The sequence below is a fragment of the Vibrio sp. 10N.222.49.A3 genome (genome assembly GCF_041475145.1).
Classification (GTDB): Bacteria; Pseudomonadota; Gammaproteobacteria; order Enterobacterales; family Vibrionaceae; genus Vibrio; species Vibrio tasmaniensis_A.
On sequence record NZ_JBFRVM010000113.1, the window covers coordinates 22,831 to 41,878 of the forward strand.

At 44.4% G+C, this 19,048-nt stretch carries 15 protein-coding genes; 6 read left to right on the plus strand and 9 right to left on the minus strand.

Going from position 1 to position 19,048, the window contains the following annotated elements; genetic code table 11:
• Positions 1-4: 4 nt before the first annotated feature.
• The 3 genes from AB4589_RS18300 to AB4589_RS18310 form a co-directional block, all read right to left on the minus strand.
• Positions 5-1,198, minus strand: coding sequence for a carbohydrate porin (locus AB4589_RS18300; protein WP_172379157.1), 1,194 nt, complete (start codon positions 1,196-1,198; stop codon positions 5-7).
• Positions 1,199-1,229: 31 nt separating this feature from the next.
• On the minus strand, positions 1,230-1,769 hold the full coding sequence (locus AB4589_RS18305; protein WP_228012653.1) for a hypothetical protein: 540 nt from the start codon (positions 1,767-1,769) through the stop codon (positions 1,230-1,232).
• 869 nt (positions 1,770-2,638) lie between these two features.
• Entirely contained in the window at positions 2,639-4,552 is a 1,914-nt protein-coding gene (locus AB4589_RS18310) for an amidohydrolase (protein ID WP_372101396.1), read from the minus strand.
• Positions 4,553-4,915: 363 nt separating this feature from the next.
• Here AB4589_RS18310 and AB4589_RS18315 point away from each other — a divergent pair, with 363 nt between their 5' ends.
• Positions 4,916-5,806 (plus strand): LysR family transcriptional regulator, encoded by an 891-nt coding sequence (locus AB4589_RS18315; protein ID WP_102535101.1) that lies wholly within the window; start codon positions 4,916-4,918, stop codon positions 5,804-5,806.
• Positions 5,807-5,954: 148 nt separating this feature from the next.
• Here AB4589_RS18315 and AB4589_RS18320 read toward each other — a convergent pair whose 3' ends face one another.
• From AB4589_RS18320 to AB4589_RS18345, 6 genes are all read right to left on the minus strand, one after another.
• Positions 5,955-6,992: a linear amide C-N hydrolase gene (locus AB4589_RS18320; RefSeq protein ID WP_012600794.1), complete on the minus strand. Its 1,038-nt coding sequence runs from the start codon at positions 6,990-6,992 to the stop codon at positions 5,955-5,957.
• A 136-nt stretch (positions 6,993-7,128) separates the two neighbouring features.
• Entirely contained in the window at positions 7,129-8,010 is an 882-nt protein-coding gene (locus AB4589_RS18325; RefSeq protein WP_009844919.1) for a LysR family transcriptional regulator, read from the minus strand.
• A gap of 136 nt (positions 8,011-8,146) precedes the next feature.
• Complete coding sequence (locus AB4589_RS18330; protein WP_372101398.1) at positions 8,147-8,704, minus strand: hypothetical protein; 558 nt, start codon at positions 8,702-8,704, stop codon at positions 8,147-8,149.
• Positions 8,680-9,408, minus strand: coding sequence for a transcriptional regulator (locus tag AB4589_RS18335; RefSeq protein WP_371726634.1), 729 nt, complete (start codon positions 9,406-9,408; stop codon positions 8,680-8,682). The genes AB4589_RS18330 and AB4589_RS18335 overlap by 25 nt, the downstream gene beginning before the upstream one ends.
• A gap of 22 nt (positions 9,409-9,430) precedes the next feature.
• Positions 9,431-10,819 (minus strand): hypothetical protein, encoded by a 1,389-nt coding sequence (locus AB4589_RS18340; RefSeq protein WP_372101400.1) that lies wholly within the window; start codon positions 10,817-10,819, stop codon positions 9,431-9,433.
• Positions 10,816-11,070 (minus strand): cold shock domain-containing protein, encoded by a 255-nt coding sequence (locus AB4589_RS18345; protein ID WP_122047081.1) that lies wholly within the window; start codon positions 11,068-11,070, stop codon positions 10,816-10,818. Before AB4589_RS18345 ends, AB4589_RS18340 begins: the two co-directional genes overlap by 4 nt.
• 267 nt (positions 11,071-11,337) lie before the next feature.
• Between AB4589_RS18345 and AB4589_RS18350 the strand changes: the two genes are divergently transcribed.
• From AB4589_RS18350 to AB4589_RS18370, 5 genes are all read left to right on the plus strand, one after another.
• On the plus strand, positions 11,338-12,750 hold the full coding sequence (locus tag AB4589_RS18350) for a TolC family outer membrane protein (protein ID WP_372101402.1): 1,413 nt from the start codon (positions 11,338-11,340) through the stop codon (positions 12,748-12,750).
• A 151-nt stretch (positions 12,751-12,901) separates the two neighbouring features.
• A complete protein-coding gene (locus AB4589_RS18355) occupies positions 12,902-13,987 on the plus strand; it encodes an efflux RND transporter periplasmic adaptor subunit (protein ID WP_050654035.1) in 1,086 nt (361 codons plus the stop codon).
• A 6-nt stretch (positions 13,988-13,993) separates the two neighbouring features.
• Positions 13,994-17,113, plus strand: coding sequence for an efflux RND transporter permease subunit (locus AB4589_RS18360; RefSeq protein ID WP_372101404.1), 3,120 nt, complete (start codon positions 13,994-13,996; stop codon positions 17,111-17,113).
• A gap of 198 nt (positions 17,114-17,311) precedes the next feature.
• Entirely contained in the window at positions 17,312-18,091 is a 780-nt protein-coding gene (locus AB4589_RS18365; protein WP_009844927.1) for a hypothetical protein, read from the plus strand.
• Positions 18,092-18,354: 263 nt separating this feature from the next.
• On the plus strand, positions 18,355-18,900 hold the full coding sequence (locus AB4589_RS18370) for an RNA-binding S4 domain-containing protein (protein ID WP_017098980.1): 546 nt from the start codon (positions 18,355-18,357) through the stop codon (positions 18,898-18,900).
• The last annotated feature ends 148 nt before the right edge of the window (positions 18,901-19,048 follow it).

Consider the following 19,048-nt stretch of genomic DNA (forward strand, 5'->3'; position numbering starts at 1 on the left):
AGCGTTAGAAAACGATATTCGTTCTTAGGCCAAACAACGCGACTTTGCTTTGAGTGCTAACTGCGGGTGTGACGTATTGTGCATCCGCGGTAAAGGTTAACCATGGCGTTGCTTGGAACGCGTAGTAGATCTCAAAACCTTGCTCGTCTTTTAATTCTGCTCCTAGTGGCAAATCGCTAATGCTGTTTTGTAACGCATTAGACAAGTTGTAGTAATAGTAGCCCGCGCCCCATTGATCTTGAGGTCTGTCGAAGAAGAAAGCGTTACCTCCAAGGCCGCCAACAAACGTTCCATCTATGATATTTGGATTACCGTCTGCCGCTGCTGCTCTTAGATAGACTGCGATGGTATCGTCATTGTTCTCGTAGATATTGTGTGTTGCTTGAGCTCGAATGTTGTACTTATATTTTGCGGTCTCACCCAAAGAAGAGTAATCCACTCCTTCTTCAGTGCTATATGTACCAGACATACCAAACGTAGAACTTCTATCGAACAGTTTGAATGAGTGAGTTGCACCTAATGAGAAGTTCACGCCATCATCAAACCAATCATTGAATCCTAAGTTGTCAGCATATCGATCTCTTGGATCATAAATCATCGCCGTGATTCGTGTATCGCCGATGGTGTGGTTCAGGATGCCGCCAATAAATGATGGGGGAGTCACGCCACTTGGTGGAGCAGAAAAAGCAATGTTCATGAAGCCATGACGAGTTGCACCACCGTAGAATGGCGCATTTCGTAGTAGCTCAAACGCGTCGATCTTGCCAAAAAGTAGGTTGGTGTTGTCATCAAACTTGTGTGTGTAATACAAGGATGAGAAGAAAGGGCTACTGCTGTCTGCGTAATGGGCTGAATTCGGTACTGACAAACTGGAGAAGCCAAAGTCGTTCGCATCTCCGTTTAGATAGATCAACTGGGTGCGAAAGGTGCCGTTATTCCATAGGCCAGCATTTTCGGTATCAAGTGCTGCAAACAGGTCAAAACGGTGTGTGAACTCATTTGAATTTGATGGTGAGCCAGAAACCGCCGATTGGTAAACGTTGGTGTATTCAGCATCGAGCGAGAGTCCGTTGTCTTTAATGTGACTACGATCTCCCCCCCAATCACCGGTTAATGTATCAGAGTATGGTTGGCTTGCATTAGCTAAAGACGATAAAAAAAGTGGAGCTAAACAAAAGGGTAATGATAAAAATTTCATAATTAAATCTTATTGTTAGAACGTAATCTGGCTAAGCGCATTGAGATAGATAAGCAGGGCTGTTTAGCGTGCTGGCCAGTTGTGAATGGCGTTGATGTTTAAACAGTGCACTCAATGCATCAAACGCTTCTGAAATGGACAGATAACCTTGCTGATAAGCGAAGGAAACCGAACTTGCTTTACCGTCGTTGAGGTCGTGTCTTGAGATCGCAATGCCATGGTTTTGCGCGAGTAAAAACAATGCATCCGCGTTAAGAGGTTGCGAGTCCGCATTCTGCTGGTGACGCAACTTGTTGACGAGTGAGTGAATACGCTCAATACATTGGCTAAGTCGGTGATAGCGAGAAGTGTTCACCGTTGTCGCAATATGCTGGCAAACCTTTACCAATGCCTCCATTTGATCTGTTTTCGCTGAAGACGAAACCATCTTTTCAATAACTGCATTTAGCTCGGCAAGATATTGCGTTCTAAGCTGGGGTAATACCGTCACTTCATCATCCTTAATGTATCCGCGTAGCTCCTTGCCAAGTGACTCTAGATAACCCATATCTAATTCCCAAATGGTAGACATAGTATTGACCTGAGTTGTAATTGACCGGGTCATGTTATCGATTTTGGTGATGATAAAACTAATTTTGAAGTTTTTATTTTTTTATTAAGCTGTTGTATTTATTGTCTTTTCATTGTATTTCATCTGTTTGATAGACGTTTCAATACCGGTGTCATCAAAGGAGAACAAAAGAGAAGACTGGCTGATGAAGAATGGCGCAGTTATGGTGGTAAACAGCGCAATCAAATCAGATTTGTGTGGCTTTCATGAAGCGAGGTGAGATGCTACGAAAAGAGGTTAGCCAGTTAAAATGAGAAGGTGTGTACTCAAGGGTACATTGAGAGAAGGTGACCAATGAGCTAGGTATCTTGACGAGTTATCAGTGATGAAAAAGTCTTTGGTTCTGTAAGGATTTAATAAGGTGTCACTGTTGATGAGGAGTTGCGGGGTTTTTATCTCTCTCTGCCAAGTGCCAAGTGCCAAGTTTCAGGAATGACGAACACACTTGTTCACGGTATGGGCTCAATTCGCTAGAGCCAGTATTTAGAAAGCTGCACTTGTTGAGCTATGTTGTGGCTAATAGATTGCACCACCAAACAGCAAATGTCCTCGATGATCTGTGAAGTGTTGGGATATTTGGTTGTGATGTGGAAAGCAGTGAGATAGGGGATTGAAGGTGTGAGAGCGTGCCGGATTGAGTTTGAGATCTTTGTATAGAGATAATTGAATATAGGAGGTCTGTATCGCGGAATCGGTAAACATGTACCATAAAAAGAAAAAGTGATAGCGGACGCTGAGGTCACACTATCACTTTTTGAGAACAATGAAGCTTAAGCTATTGAGATACTTTCGCTCAGCTTAGAACGATGTTCATCGTTATTGTACCTACGTTATTTCTGTTGAATCGCTGTAAGAGCATGTTGGAAGTACAAGCTTGTCGCACACACATCGTGGTCATGATCATGATCATGATGGTGGTGATGACCGTGAGCGTTGTGGTATCTGTTGATTACATTCACAACTTTCATATTTTGCTCAGTCATGGCTAAACCAGAGTTACTGTTTTTTACAGGAGCAGGGATACCTTGGTAAATCGTTGCTTCAACTTTTATCTTGTTGATGTCTTCAGGTTTTACCGTATATGGGTTGTCGTCGAGTACCGTAAAGTTAGCGGTTTTACCGATATCAATGGTACCCACTTCATTTTCTAGACGAGCTGTGTACGCTGCATCAATCGTGATTGCGCGCATTGCTTCATCAACCGTAATGCGTTCTTGAGGTCCCATTACCGTTTTGCCAGACAGACCGATTCTGTTTACAGCAGCCCAAACTAACCCTAGTGGTTGCGCTGGTGCCATTGGTGAATCTGAGTGCAATGATAAAATACCACCCGCATCGATGAATGAACGTCCACGCGCCATCACTTCTGCACGCTCTTGACCGATACCTTGTTCAGAGTAAAGCTCAGCCAGAATATGTGTGTAGTAAGGGTTTACACTAAAGTTTGCGCCAAGTTCAACGGCTTTAGGGATGTCGTCTTTATCGGTAATACCTAGATGATGGAAGCTGGTTCTGTGATCGTCTCTGCTTTTTTCTTTGTTAAGCTTGTCGACAATGTTCAGTGCAGTCTCAAAGCCTAGATCACCATTTGCATGGATAACAATCGTGTAGTCGTCTTCCCAGTAAGGACGCATACTTGCTTCAAGATCTTTAGGCTCTTGCAACCATTCACCTGAGTGACCATCGGTGTAACCATCTTTAAGTTGCATTAACTGGCTGTACATTGCGCCGTCTGAAAACAACTTAACGAATTTAGGTAGCCATTTGATCTGTTCGCCTTGATAAGACGGGTGTTGAGTCAAACCTTCGGCAATCGCTTTACCTTTGGCAGGGTCGTTTTCTGCCATCATGTAGGTAAAGTTACCCGCTGGCATTAACCAGTAATCCATTGGGAAGTTACCGTCTTCGAGAATGTCGACTACTTGCTCGAACATCTCAGGTGTTGCAACAACACCAGGGTCAATCGCGGTAGTAATACCACCAGAGTGGATGTAATCTTTGGTTCGCTCCATCCCGGTTGCAAAAATGCCGCTATTTACCCAGAACCCCATTACATCATTGAGAAGGATTTTAGCTCCAGCTTCATAAGCATGGCCTCGTTCCCAGTCTAGTTGATCGTAGTTATAGCCTTCGCCAGTCCAGTCTTCTTCAGACCAACCTAGCATTTCCATCGCTGCATCGTTGAAGAACAATTCGTGGAAGCTACGATGCCAAATGATAATTGGTCGGTCTTCAGAAATGTTATTCAGCAACTCGCGGCTCATTTCATTGCCGTGGAAATAGTGATGGTAGCCCCAGCTTACCAATGGTTCGCCTTCTGCCAGTTCACTTTCTAACTCAGTTAAACGGGCTAAGTAGCTATCATGGCCTATTACGCCTTCAACGTTGCCCCACGGTAAATCCCAATCAGCAGGAGTAATAAAGTCTGTGCCGATCAATAACGCCATCAGCCAAAGGTGAACGTGAGGTTCAACGAAGCCCGGTGTAAGAACGCGATCTTCAAATGATTTATCAATCGTAAAACCATCTTTAGATTGGTACTTAGTGGTAAGTGTTTTTTGATCGCCAAGGTCGAGGATTTTACCGTCTTGAACTGCGATAGCGTCGACGTTGCTATGATCGTGATCTGAAAGAGTAATGATGTCGTTCGATACATAGAGCGTGATAGGGCTAGTAGAGGTTTCGGCGAAAGCAGGTGTGGCGACTAGGCCAGCAATAACCGTTGAGAGAAGTAGCTTTTTCATAATGGATCCTATTGCTCTCAACTAACGACCTTGTTCTATGAGAGGATTCAGTCGACCATCGTGCTTTGGAAAATCAATCTTCCTGTGAGCGCTTAGAAAGTCAGTTCTTTGTATTCACGGATAAGTGACAAGAAAAGAGAGGCGGTAAACCCATAATTAGCAATGCGTAACTCTGTTCAAATAAGTGTGTATAGCTAACTTCTGGGCTTACTGCCAATACATAGAGAAGCGAATTTTATCGTTCAAATACAGAGTGAAAACTCTCTTCGCCTCACATTTGTTGCTAATTTAGCAGTGTTATTACGTTTCTAATAACGCATAATGATGGGTAAAACCAAACATTAATTATCTAAGGTGGTAGGGATGTTTTCTTATGAACACTTAAACTCATTCTGTGCGACGTATGACGAACAGAGCTATAGCAAGGCTGCGAGAGCTATTGGTAAAGATAGAACGACCATTCGAGAACAAGTGAAAGCGCTAGAAGACAGCTATCGAACCATTTTATTTACTATTGAAGGAAAAAAGGCGGTACCTACCAGCTTTGCACGTTCTATTTATAAGCAATCAAAATTACTGGTGCAAAACAGTGAGCGATTGCATCTAAGAATGATGAATGCTTATCAACAAGAGCTGACCCGTTTAGATTTCTATCACGATACTCTGATGCCCAACGATTTAGTGGTGGAAATAGAGCAGCATGTTTTGAAGGCTCACCCTGACATGGTGCTCAATTGGCTGCATCGAAATCGAGATGAGATCTTGGTTGATGTGACACAAGCGCACAACAAAGTTGCGATCATGCAGCACCGAATGGAAAACATGTCGGAATACCCAATCAGTGCCATCAAACTTGGTGACGGTGATATTGCTGCCTACGCACGGATTGATAGTCCTTTGTTCAAAATCGGTGAGATTCGACTTGAAGATCTTCAATTAGAAACGCAATACATCAGTGAAAACCAAAGCAAAACCATGCCAGAGTGGTTGGGCATATCACCGTATTTTCGCACCGTTAGTAATAACGATATGTTATTGGAATTAGTGAAAGTGAATGGCTGGGCGTTACTTCCAAAAAGCTTAGCGACCGAAGCGGTGAATACGAAGCAGCTACGCCGAATAGAGTTCAATGAGTTGCTTTCACACAGCGCGAAGTTCGGGCTCTCATTCTTCTATCCAACGAGTTTTGAAAATACCAATGTGTATAAAGGTTTGGTTGAAGTACTGAAGGGTTACGCAACTAAGAATTTGTAGACCCACCTTTAGTATCGCTTTGAAAGGTACTTAATATAAGTTGAGAGTGAGAGCGCGGTAGATGCACTCTGGTTGAAGCGGAGTGTTGATTATGAATAGGACAAAGGCCAAGTGGCCTTTGTCTCAGGTTTACGCGTGCTTAGTTTGATTAGTTTGCAGATTTAATGATCGTTTCAGTCACATCTCCAATCAAACCCGGCTGGATTAACTGGAAGCTGATCGCTTTTCCAGATTCTTGGATATCTCGCATGTTGTATTGAAGCTGAGTGAAGTCATCTCCCCACTGATAGCGAAGCAACGTTTCTCCTGATTGTAGGTGATAGTTAACCGCGTATTCCGTCGCGTAGCCAGACATCACACCATCAATGGGTGCAATTGGCGCATCATGTGGGATCTTGTAAGTAAGCGAGTCCAGTTTGACCATACCGTTGATCACGCTGCTCGGCTCCGTAAGGTGTTCCATGTAGTAACTTGAATGTACAAACCTGTCTTCTGGGTTGGCATTACCGCCAGTCCCTAAGTTGGTTTGTGAGTATTGTGCTTCTTTTGGCCCCCAACCGCGTTTAGAGCGTTCTACATTGGCCAGATGTTGGTCGTAATCGGGTTGGTTGGTCATTACGGTGTATTCCGCGCCATGCCATACTCGAGGTCCTTCTGCTCTAAATTCTATAATTGCTGAGTCACCCGATGTGTCTTGAAGGCTAATGTGCAGAGCAATTCTAACGGGAATACCGGGTACGAATTCAATGGCAGGTTGCGATTTTTCAACGAATTTAACGGCCTCTTCAACAGTACTAAACTGCGATAAAACATGTTTAAGGTAGGTCAGCGTACCTAAGTCGTCAGCTTGCGTTGAGTCATCTGTATCCATGTTTCGGTCGTACAGCACATTACCACTAAGCCCTTCACTATTCATACCATCAGTAATTTGCCCATAAGTTGTTAATCCAGTGACATCATATTTAGAGGTTACTTGGTTAGAGTTATTTAAGTGGGTAAGGTAAGCGCTGTTTTTTGGAATGTTGACGAGGTGGACGTTGGTTGGTTCTGACCAGTCCACTGTACGTGAAACGAATGTGCCTTGATCTTGTGTATCCCAAAGCAAGCGGGTACATGCTTCGGCGGCAGTAACAACGCCCATAGAGAAGGTAGCAATAATAGCGGTAGATAAAATTTTCTTATTCATGATGAATGCCTTTGTAATTTGAGAACGCAATCATCATGACATTGAATCTAGAAACGAAAAATTCGCATATGCGGGTTAAAATCCATCAATATGGCTAGATAACACGTTAATATTGTTACCTAACCCATTAATATAACTATGGGGCGAAGTGTGCTTGAGTGATTTTCTTGATTGTAGGTAGTGGTTCTTTGTTACCCATTGATACTGGGTAATACAAGGTTAGTCCAAAATTAAAATGATTTGCGACCTGTTTTACTTGGAGAGCTACCAACTCGCCGCGCTGGACTAGGGGCTTTGCTAGATCGGTACTCATGATTGCCCAACCGTCATGTTTTACCAATTCTAATAAGAGGTCGTTATTGCTGACTAGGTGGTACTGGGGGGAAATAAAATAGAGCTCTGGTAGCGTGTTGAAATGGTTTTCGCTCACATATTGCTTGTCTAACTTTAAGTCTTCAATTGACAGCGCGTTGAGGTGAGGGAGTTTGCTTCTTTTTCCTGCATACATACCTAGCTTGCCATAGCCCAAAGAGAAGAACTCGATATTTTTACTAAAACGTTGGATGTTTTTATGCTCCATAAGCGCGATGCTGTTCGATTCAGATTCAATGTTATCAAACGCGTCCTCTCGATTACGATGCAGCCAATGCACACGAAGTTCAGGGCATTTTTGTTGTAAAGCGTGCTCGATTTTGACAGCCAAATTGAGTGGTAGCGAAATGTCGTGATAGATATTGAGCGTCAGCATCTCATCCATATAGATGTTTTCTAATGAGGTGCTGAGCTTCTCAGTGTTATTCAACACAACCTTGGAGCGTTGATAGATATGATCAGCCGCTTGAGTCGGTGTTGCTTTCTTTCCGATGATTTCAAATAGCGTAACGCCATATAAGTCTTCGACGGCCTTTACTTGGTCTCGTATTGTGGTGCGGTCTTTGCCTAACTTTTTGGCAGCTGCGCTGTATGAAGATGCTTCGTACGTGGTGCAAAATGCCAATAGATGCTCATAAGAAAACATGCTCAAACCTCAATAGAAAGTAAACCCAGACCTTATGATGGAAATTATCCCGCATTAATGTTGAATTCGCTAAATTTTATCTTCGGTAATGAGATGAAAATGTGATCAATACTAGGTGTTTATTTTTCGAGTTCGATTAACGCGCTTCAAGCAAATGCGGTGTGTCTATTTTTATCTGCCTTACCAAACCTATATACGGCAATTCAGTGATGATTTCATGTGACGATACAGAGATGATTTTTCTTGGCGTTGAGAACATACGGAGGATTATATCTCTTGAGAATGCGTGGAATTTTTCTTGATCAATTTTCCTTGATGCTTCTTCTAAACGAATTGAGTCTGCAATCACATCAAACTGGATATGGTTGTTTTCAAAGCGTTGCCACTCAGTGTCGAACTTCACTGTCACCTGAGCAACGGAACCTGATGGGGCGAAAAAATTGAAGTGCATGGCGTGATAAGACTTGTCTTTAGTCATGAGGACCTCAGACTCCGTCTCGACGACGCGTATATCCCATAACTGAGCCAAGTAACCAAATTGACCTGGGTATCTTCTGTGCTTATACGACCAATACTGATCGACAAACACCGATTCTGGGCTGTATTGAGAAATGTAGATGTCTTTGATGACGTAAGACATCAGCGCCACAATAATGAAACCGCTTGTGGTTATTTTAGTGGTGATAGATGACATACAAGCACCTCCTTATTGTGATCTCGCCAATACAATCTCGGCAGTGACGGGGCAGAGCTTTCTCGATGAAAGGGTAAAGTATCGAAGAGTGCACTCTGTTGAGCTTCAATCAGTAGCGATTGGCAGATTTGAATGTCTTGATCACTTGGCGTCTCAGCGTTTTGATGGATTAACATCGGGATAGGTGGCGCGATGGTCGGCTCTGCGATTAGGCGACTGAATGCGCCATTGTGGTATAAGCCGACTAAGTTCCAGCCGATAAATAGAACGCAAACTGTCCGGATAAGATTATGAATAAAAAAGGTTTTGTTATATTGAACCCAGTTTGCTGTTTTTGACCATAACGAAGCGTGGCGAGCAATCAATGATTGGTATTCTGTTTCAGTGAGCGCTTGAGTTTCTCCGATGTAGGCGTAGCCCTTCATCACTTGAGTTTGGATGAACTTTGGTTGTTCGCTCGAATCTCCCAGTTGGGCACGCAAGTTTTTTACCGCGGTGGCGACACTCGACTTTGCACGCGTACTTTCCCAAATGGCCTCAAGAATAAACGCTGATGTGAGGTCAGAACCTGAATGTTCAATGAAAAGTGATAGCAATTTCCACTCATTGGAACGCAGTTGCGTCTCTTGCAAAGACGTCAGGTTTAGCAGCTTTCCACTTTGACTGTTATAAAGCAGATTTTGATTTAATAGGTAGAAACTCATCGTGGCTCACTCAAGGTTAAGTCTAAATCTTACTTAAGGTGGATCGTATCGTCAGTAACTTTTGAGCCCACTTGCGACGCCGAGCAAGCTCAAGTGGACTCTCTTGTTTCGCCAATATGCGATCAGCGTGCGCTATTTTATTGGTCAGCCAAAGGCTTTGATACTGCAAAATATTTCTCTCTATCGTATCAGCGTTTGCTGACTTAGTATTTGATTTCAACTGTTCAATGGCTTGATTTATGTTGTCGAGTTTGGCTTTTAATCGAGCTATTTGGTCTTGAGGCGAGAGTGTGGGGCGTCCTCTCTTAACGGGTTTATCTATGGCCGAGCCACTTTCAACATCGCTACTTTGGTTAGATTTTAATTTTGAACAATCGATGGTGCGCTCATTAAACTGATGTTCTTGGCACAGTATCTGATCTTCTAATACTAGGCTCTGATTGACGAGTTTTTGCAGTTCGCTCATCGGTTTTCTACCGGCTTTTGTTTGGGTTGTTGCTTTGCTGTTTTTTTCGAGCGCCTTGGCGGCCAGTGTTTCGATGCTTAATGCTGCTTGGTTGTGTGCATGACACACCTTTCTGTATTCGAGGTACGTATCTTGAAGCGCTTGCTCTTGTCGCATTAATTGCACAGGCAAGGGGAGTGCTGGTCTGCCCGCGCTGCTTTGTGCTTGCCTTAGCAGCAATGAATCTATTTTGTTGTCAATAATATGCAGCATCAGTAAGCGAATGATCTTTCGTTGATGCTTGATGCGCTCAAGCACAAACGAAGTGTCGTCACTCCAGAAATGATTGAGACTTTCTGAACCATTCAATAAAGCTCCGTTAAGCTCTCTGATGCTTGATTTGAAGCTTTCAGTGACGGTATAGAACCAATCATCTTGTTGAAAGCCAGTCGCCTTAACTAATGTACTTTCGAGCCAAGAGGCCACTGTTTGCGAAACTAACGTTTGCGAGATTACTGTTTGAGAGATTCGCTTTTGTGAGATTCCTTTTTGCGTGACAGCCTGCTCATGGAGCCAAAGCTGATCCGCGAAATCACACAAAAGTATTGACCTTGGCTGCGCCGGAAGCGATCTAATCCGAAGCTGGTACAGGCTAATAAGTTGCAGCACATTACCTAATACCTTCTCTTGAATGCTTTGCCATTGCTGGATCGGATCAGAATGACGTTGCGCAGACAGCATTAGGTTATCAATGCTGCTCCAAATCTTATACTCCTCGGAGGCGCTGATGATGTCGGCGTTAATGAGAGCCAACTGCTCTGCGTTGTGGTCTGGGTAGTGTTGACGAAACTGAGCTTGGTAACGAAGGTTAAGGCTCACGTAATCTCGATAGTCTTTTACAACGTGTTTAGCAAGCTTCACAACTGGCGACAGCGTAGGACGACCTCGTTGATGGGTATTCATCATACTGGCTCTAATACAGAGAATGGTTTTGCCAGAGGTAGCACTTTGACGGCATTCCAGTGAGGCTTATCTTTTACTTTCTCAAGCTCCATATAAACTCGCTGACCTTCCTCTAAGTTAATTTCACCATCAAATTCAATGACACTGATGTGAATGAGTACATCAATATCACCGTGATCAGGTTTAGCAAAACCAAACCCGTTTTCTAGGTGAAACCAAGTGATGTAGCCACGAGTGCAAATCAAATCGGACATTTACGAGATTAACTCAGTGAATAGATAATGAGGTAATTCTATCAGTGGGTGCTATGACTAATTTTGATTTAAATCTATTTAATAAGTAATTAATTAAATCCAATTTCTATGTGGAACCCGACACAAAACCCTCGGTATTTGCCAGCAAATCATGACTTAGAACAAGTTTGATTCCGACGGCGCTACAGCTCAACCCCCTAAATCGCAAAACTTGACTCAAAAGGGCGCAAGTCCGTTCATCCATTTGATGTGTTGGTGGGTCATTCCATGAAAAAACAAACTTCAATGCTTCCAAGTACGGTTGCCGTTAATCGCAGAACGCCGAGATCTTCTATGAAGATCTCGGCGTTAGCTGTGCTGGTGGCCGGAGCATTAACGAGCTACGGAGCATTGGCTGAAAGTGTCAGCTTAAGCGATCTGTATCAGCAGTCTCTCGACAATAACCCTGCGTTAAAAAGTGCAGCACTAGCCATTGATAGTGCTACTTATGGTGCAGACAAAGTAGGTGCCGCGTATTTACCTCAGGTTGATGCAAACCTTGCGTATGGTGTGCTTCGAAACAGCTACACCACACTCAACGAGATAGACACCAACGCGGCACAGGCGTCTATTTCTGTTGGGCAAAATCTTTATAACGCGAAACTGAACGCGGCAAATGAGCTAAGTAATCAACAGGTTGAGCTCAGCCAAGCCTCACACCAAGTCGCGTTAGAGAGCCTCGCTTTACAAGTCGTGGTGGGTTATTTCAATGCCCTTAAAGCGCAAGAGTCCTTAAAGCAAACCAAAGCGACACAAGAAGCGATCGAAGAGCAACTTAAGCAAACCGAACGTCAATTTTCATTGGGGATGATTCCGGAAAATGACGTGATTGATACGCGCGCTCAGTTCGATTTGGTTTCTGCATCGGTGATTGTGGCTGAAAACGAAGTTGAGAAATCATTGGACGCGCTTTACGAGCTGTCTGGCAATGAGTTTACGTCGGTTTATCCACTGAATACTGACCGTTACGACGCCAATATCCCAACGCCAGAAAATGCGCTGACATGGCAGGAAAAAGCGCAGCAATTTAACCCTGAGATGCAAATTCAGAAACAGCTGGTTGAGCTAAGCAAGCAGCAGATTGAATTAGCGCAAGCTGGGCATCAACCGTCGTTAGGTTTGGTTGCTGAGTACCGTTATACGTTTGCGAGCGAGATTCGTAGAACCGAGATGGGTCAGTCAAAACAGCAGTTTAATAGCATTGACGACAACTCAACCGTGTTTGCAGGCGTTGCAATGACCTTGCCTGTCTACCGAGGCGGGGCGACCAGCAACGAAGTACAACAAGCCAAAGTTCAATACCAGCAAGCCCTTCAGCTTCAAGAGCAATCTTGGAGAAGCGTGACGCGTCAAATCCGCGGTGCAGAAAAAGACCTCAACGCCCTTATTAGTGCTCAGCAAGCCTATGCCAACTCTGTTCATTCTGCTGAACGCTCACTTGTTGCGACTCAACAAGGTTTTGAAATTGGCAGCAGAACGATTGTCGATGTGCTGAACGGAACTCGTCAGCTTTATGCGGCGAAGCAAGACCTGACTGAAGCGCAAATTGATTTCATTTTGGTGTCACTGCAGCTCAAGTTCTTAGGTGGTGAGCTTTTACCTGAAGACATCAGTGCGATTAACGCTGGATTGAAACGCTAGTCGAAAAAGCGGGTTAAAGCGCTCGCTCGAAATCATGGCGTCAACGCCGAATAGAAAACAGATCAAATGTGATGGCACCTGAGATTAAACCCTCAGATTGAATCAAGGATGCGGTCACTCAATGTATCGACGTATTTGTAGAGAACACACGATGAAAAAAACAATAACGTTATTAACCGCAAGTATCTTACTTGCAGGCTGTGGTGGTAATTCACAACCTACGGAGCAAGCTGCTGCTCCAGTACCTAGTACACCTGTCACTGTGGTGCTTGCCGAGGAAATGGCACATTCGCCAATCCAATATCATATAGGAAGAATGGAGGCGGTTGAATCTGCTCAACTGACACCAAGAACCAGTGGTTTCTTGTTAAATAAACTCTTTGATGACGGTGCTTTTGTCGAAGCGGGCGCTGTGCTTTTTGAAATTGACCCAACGTCATACCAAGCGGCATTTGATGCAGCAAAAGCAACCTTATCTGAAGCGCAATCGGCACTGAGCTTGACTCAGCTAAACCATGAAAGAACCACTCAGATGTTGAAGTCTGGCGGTATTTCACAGTCGCAGCTTGATTTGAGTATTGCGGAGCTAGAGATGGCGAGATCTCGAGTGGTGTCTGCGCGAGCAAACGTAAGAGTTCAGCAAGATAACTTAGACCAAACCCAAGTTAAAGCACCGTATTCAGGTCAGTTAGGGAAAAGTAACTTCTCTATCGGTGACATGGTAGGACCTAACTTTGGTCCATTGATTGACCTTATTAAGATGGATCCGATCGATGCCACTTTCTCGATTAAAGAAAGCGAACTGAGTCAATATCAGCTTCAAGGTAAGCAAGCGACATCAGTATTGCTTGAGCGTGATGGCCAATTGACGGATTACCAAGGCAACATCGCTTTTGTTGATAACAAAGTGAATGCAGCCAGCGGTACGGTGACGATTTCTGCCTCTTTTGATAACAGCGAAGCGGGTCTGCTGCCAAATCAATTTGTTCGTGTTGGGCTGACGAGTGCAGAACCATTAAGCGGCGTGCAAATTCCTCATAAAGCGATCCATCAAGATCAGCTCGCTCAATATGTACTTACCATCGAAGAAGGCAACGCGGTACGTCGTGATGTCGTTGTAGGTGATCGAATTGGACAAGATGTTTTCGTCGCAAATGGCTTGGACGCCGGTGAACCAGTGATTGTTGGCGGACTGCAACGTATTCGTCCTGGTGCTCCTGTTTCAGTTGCGGAGTAACAGATTATGATCAGTAAATTTTTTATCGACCGACCGAAATTTGCGTTTGTTATCTCGATCTTCCTGACCTTGATTGGTTTGATCGCGATTAAAACCATGCCGATTTCAGAGTACCCAAGCGTGACGCCTCCACAAGTTCGTGTCGTCGCGTTCATGCCGGGCGCCAGTGCTGAGACCGTAAAAGAGGTGATTGGTAATCCAATCGAAGAGGAAGTGAACGGTGTAGATGGCATGGTTTACATGCAGTCGCGTTCAACCAACGATGGCCGTTACTTCTTAAACATTACCTTTGATAACAGTGTTGATGCCGATATGGCGATGGTTAACGTATCTAACCGCGTTGCTGTTGCTGAAAACATGTTGCCGTTTGAAGTTCGTGCTCGTGGTGTGCGTATTCGTAAAGCCGCGCCGGATGACTTGCTCGCGATTGCTTTCTACTCTGAAGATCAATCGATGTCAGAGCTAGAGCTTAACAGCTGGGTTGAAGCAAACTTCATGGAGCGTATCGCTCGTATCTCTGGCTTGGCGAGCAGCGATTTGATTGGTGCGACCTATGGTATGCGTGTGTGGCTTGATATGGACCGCATGGCGTCACTGGGTGTGACAACATTTGATGTGAAGAACGCGATTCGTGAACAAAATGCAGTAGTGCCTGCAGGGCGAATTGGCCAAGGTCCAAGTCGTGAAAATGCCGCATTGCAGTTTAACTTGATCACACAAGGTCGACTGTCGAGTGCAGAAGAGTTTGAACAAATCATTATAAAAACGTTAGCAGACGGCAATCAAATCTATCTGAAAGATGTATCTAACGTAGAGATTGGCAGCCAATTCTATGATGCCTACGCAACCTACAATGGCGGAGATGCCGCTCTAGTTGCAATGCAGGCTAACCCAGATGCCAACGCTTTGGAAACAGGTGCTGCGGTTAAGTCAGTATTGAAAGACATTGAAAGCATCATGCCAGCTGGTATGACTTACGCGATCCCATACGACACCACATTATCGGTTGAAGCGTCTATTCGCAGTATCGTCGAAACCTTAATTGTTGCTGTCGGGCTTGTGATTGCGGTGACTTACCTGTTCTTGGGTAATGTCAGAACAACACTTGCACCTGTGATTGCGATTCCTGTGTCTTTGATTGGTACTTTTGCTTTCATGCAAATGGGTGGCTTTAGTATCAATACCGTTACCTTATTTGGCTTGATTCTGGCGATTGGTATCGTGGTAGACAATGCCATTTTGGTGGTTGAGAACGTAGAACGCATTCTCAATGAAAACCAAACCATTGATGCCAAAGAAGCCACCAATCGAGCGATGAAAGAAGTCACCGGCCCGATTGTCGCGTCAACATTGGTCATGCTTGCGGTGTTTATTCCTGTGGCATTGCTGCCAGGTATTACGGGGCTGATGTTTGCTCAGTTCTCTATCACCATCTGTATTGCTTTGGTGCTATCCGCTATCAATGCACTCACTTTGTCACCTGCACTATGTGCAATGGTTATGAAGCGTAACCCTAAACCTGCTAAGTGGTTTGTGGCATTCAATGCAATGTTCGACAAAGTAACAAACGCGTATGGCAAAGCAGTCTCTTTATTGGTGCGCAAATCAGCTGTGCTTCTGGTGTCGTTCGCAGTGGCTATTACTGCGATGGTGACGATGAATGACAAGCTACCGACGGCATTTGTTCCAGCTGAAGACAAAGGCGTGTTGGCGCTCGCGATGTTCTTGCCTGATAACGCATCGAAAGAGCGTACTCATGACTTGATTCGTCAAGCTGAAGCGGTATTAAACCAAGACCCAGCAATTGAAGACTTCGCAGGTGCGATTGGCTTCAATGCTCTGACCGGTGGTGTTGCCGCTAACTCAGCGACCATGTTCGTCAATTTGAAAGACTGGGATGAGCGTCTTGCAATGGATGGCGACCATACACAAGCTGCGGTTGCCCAGCGCATCAACATGCAATTGTATGGCATTGATAAGTCGATGAGCATCGCTATGGGTCTACCACCTATTCCAGGTATTGGTATCGGTGATGCACTTGAGTTCATGGTGCAAGACACGTCTGGACGCACTGCTCAAGAACTCGCGCAAGTGACTTACGCAATGATGGCAGCGGCCAATCAAGCGCCAGAAATCACCAATGCGATGACGACTTATCGTGCCAATGTTCCACATTACAACGTCGAAATTGATCGCGAGAAAGCGCGTCAGTTAGGCGTACCACTCAGTGCAATTAACGATGCGATGGCGACACATCTAGCGTCTTCATACGTTAATGATTTTGCACTAAACGGAAGAAGCTACCGAGTTTTTGTTCAAGCTAAAGGGGAACAACGAAATGATCTATCTGATGTGCTACGCATACATGTCCCGTCGGCGCTTGGCGAACAAGTTCCGCTGTCTGCTGTCGCAACGATCGAACCGACATTAGAACCTGACCTAGTTACAAGCTACAACATGTTACCTGCGGCACGTTTGCAGCTAAATCCAGCTCCAGGTTACTCATCTGGTGAGGCGATTGAGGCAATGGAGCGTATCGCCGAGGAAGTTCTCACTCAGGGTTACACCTATGAGTGGACCAACATGGCTTATCAAGAGAAGTTGGCGGGGAACACGGCTCAAATCGCTCTGGTTTTAGCTCTGGTATTTATCTACTTGTTCCTTGTAGCTCAGTACGAATCATGGGCTCTGCCTGCTGCGATCATTATTGTGGCTCCAACCGCTGCTGTGGGTACTTTCGCGGCGCTATTAGCGGGTGGGCAGGCATTGTCTATCTACGGTCAAATTGGCTTGATTCTATTGATTTCCCTTGCAGCTAAGAACGCGATTCTGATGGTCGAGTTCTCAAAGCTGAAGCGTGAAACTCAAGGTTTAAGCATCGAAGAGGCAGCTATCCAAGGCGGCAAGATGCGTTTTAGAGCCGTAAACATGACGTCATGGTCATTCATCCTTGGCATCTTGCCTTTGGTGTTTGCCAATGGGGCAGGTGCTATCTCTCAGAACACCACTGGATTGGCACTACTGGGTGGCATGTTGATGGTGCTGGTGGTCGGTTCGATGATGACTCCGGGCTTCTATGCCATTTTCCAAACACTCCGTGAAAAGCTGAAAACGAAACAACAGTAACCCATAGCCTCAATAAAGTGACGGCAAAGGTGTGTTGTTGCTTTATTGATGGTTTTTACCCCTCGTTATGAATTTTAAAGATTGTTTTTACCGTCTGATAATGGAGGGAGGCAGGGAGTATTTCTCTGACCAAGTTATTAAACATGAGCCATGTGAGTACGGAAGCGGCTATGGCTCCAATGAGAATAAGGTTTACACATGAAAAAACTATTATTGACCGCTTCAATGTTAGCTGCAATGTCTGGTACTGCTTTGGCGAATGAAGAAGAAAGCCAAGTGATTGATCCATCGGATCTAACTCGTGTTTATACACAAGCGGCTTTTTTTGTTACTTCTGACGCTGATATCCGTTTGTCTTCGATGCTAACCGGATCATGGTCTGAAACGACTCAGTTCGGTGGCTTTATCGAAGGTAACTTTGGCGACTCAGATGCTAAGCCTGGCAAAGATTCAATGGGCGTTGACTACCTTGGTAGCCGAGCTCAATATTTCCAAGTATCAGCAATTGATAGCTCATTGATGCCACGCGTTGGCTTCATGGCGGACTTCATCCACACTAAGAACTCGGCACTGGGCTTGGATGACAATACCTTGATGTCTGTGGGTGCTATTGGCTTGATTAACCCTGCTTATACCGGCGGTGCAATGCTGTTTCCAAACGTAAACTACACCATCGGTGAAGTGTTTGGTGAAACGGCAGACGGCTACATGCTAAACCTGTTTGCTACTATCCCTATGGGCGATTCTGGCGCGTTCGTTCAAGCATGGCCTGAGTACATGAACGTTTCTGGCGATACAGTGGAACTTGAGTCGACGTCTTTCAACATCATGATGAATGCTCCTATTAAGGAAGACCGAACTCAGTGGCTAATGACGAAACTCCAATACGCATCTGCAGATGTCACTCTGCCAACGGGCGTTACGCTAGAAGGTGACTACGAGCTAAAAGCAGAAGTCGGCGTGAAGTGGTTCTTTTAAAACACCTGAGTGAGCTAATTATGGTTCAACTAGCCATGGTTTAACTATCTATGGTTTAGCGACCTAACAAGCGATAACTGAGCTATGGTTTAAATAAGAAGAGAGCTAATGATGTTAGTTCTCTTCTTTTGTTTTATGGTGCTAAAGATAGCTTTAATCCAGTAAACTCGATGCTTGAACCATAATTCAACATGGTCATTTAGTTGTTTTAAGATTACACTGCGCCCAATATTTCAGAAGTACATATTTAGGTAGAGGTCACCATGGACCAAGAACATTACGAAGACGCTGACTACGAAGGTCAAGAGCTGGGCGAAGAAGGCGAAGAGATTGAGATTGAAGCAATTGGTATTGATGTATCGTCTCAGCCCATCGAACTCTACAAAGTGTTTAAAATTGCTAACTTAGTGAGTGGTGGCGGTGAAGCTAAACACATCATTTCTGAAGGTTATGTAGCGGTTAATGGTGAATTAGAAACTCGTAAACGTCGTAAAATGTACGATGGCGACTTCTTTGAATTCAACCAAGAGTACTATGTAGTGGTGTGTGATCAGCCAGTACAAGAAGAATCAGAACAGCCGAAAAAGAAAGAAGCGCCTAAAAAAGAGAACAAGGCGAAGAAAGGTCAGTCTAAAAAGGATTCTAAGAAGAAAGAATCTAAGAAAAGCAAAGCAGAAATGCTAAGCGCAACGGCTGAACCAAAGAAAGAGAAAAAAGAGAAGAAAGAAAAAAAGCCGAAAAAGAAAGCGGATACGCCAAAGCCAACACGTGACGACAAAAGCGGCCGTAACTCGATTGAATTCTTTTAAACTACAGTTCTAAACGACTGCTCTAAACTGCTTTTCTAAAACGAATCTTTTAAAACTATTCGTTTGAACATCAAGCAACGTTAGACCTAGGTTTTACGTTACGCAGATATCAAAAGGCTCACTAGTTAGTGTAATGCCGATCGTTTAA

Coding starts and splice junctions, on each gene's coding strand:
- AB4589_RS18300 (WP_172379157.1), bottom strand. CDS start 1,198: ATGAAATTTTTATCATTACCCTTTTGTTTAGCTCCACTTTTTTTATCG.
- AB4589_RS18305 (WP_228012653.1), bottom strand. CDS start 1,769: ATGTCTACCATTTGGGAATTAGATATGGGTTATCTAGAGTCACTTGGC.
- AB4589_RS18310 (WP_372101396.1), bottom strand. CDS start 4,552: ATGAAAAAGCTACTTCTCTCAACGGTTATTGCTGGCCTAGTCGCCACA.
- AB4589_RS18315 (WP_102535101.1), top strand. CDS start 4,916: ATGTTTTCTTATGAACACTTAAACTCATTCTGTGCGACGTATGACGAA.
- AB4589_RS18320 (WP_012600794.1), bottom strand. CDS start 6,992: ATGAATAAGAAAATTTTATCTACCGCTATTATTGCTACCTTCTCTATG.
- AB4589_RS18325 (WP_009844919.1), bottom strand. CDS start 8,010: ATGTTTTCTTATGAGCATCTATTGGCATTTTGCACCACGTACGAAGCA.
- AB4589_RS18330 (WP_372101398.1), bottom strand. CDS start 8,704: ATGTCATCTATCACCACTAAAATAACCACAAGCGGTTTCATTATTGTG.
- AB4589_RS18335 (WP_371726634.1), bottom strand. CDS start 9,408: ATGAGTTTCTACCTATTAAATCAAAATCTGCTTTATAACAGTCAAAGT.
- AB4589_RS18340 (WP_372101400.1), bottom strand. CDS start 10,819: ATGATGAATACCCATCAACGAGGTCGTCCTACGCTGTCGCCAGTTGTG.
- AB4589_RS18345 (WP_122047081.1), bottom strand. CDS start 11,070: ATGTCCGATTTGATTTGCACTCGTGGCTACATCACTTGGTTTCACCTA.
- AB4589_RS18350 (WP_372101402.1), top strand. CDS start 11,338: ATGAAAAAACAAACTTCAATGCTTCCAAGTACGGTTGCCGTTAATCGC.
- AB4589_RS18355 (WP_050654035.1), top strand. CDS start 12,902: ATGAAAAAAACAATAACGTTATTAACCGCAAGTATCTTACTTGCAGGC.
- AB4589_RS18360 (WP_372101404.1), top strand. CDS start 13,994: ATGATCAGTAAATTTTTTATCGACCGACCGAAATTTGCGTTTGTTATC.
- AB4589_RS18365 (WP_009844927.1), top strand. CDS start 17,312: ATGAAAAAACTATTATTGACCGCTTCAATGTTAGCTGCAATGTCTGGT.
- AB4589_RS18370 (WP_017098980.1), top strand. CDS start 18,355: ATGGACCAAGAACATTACGAAGACGCTGACTACGAAGGTCAAGAGCTG.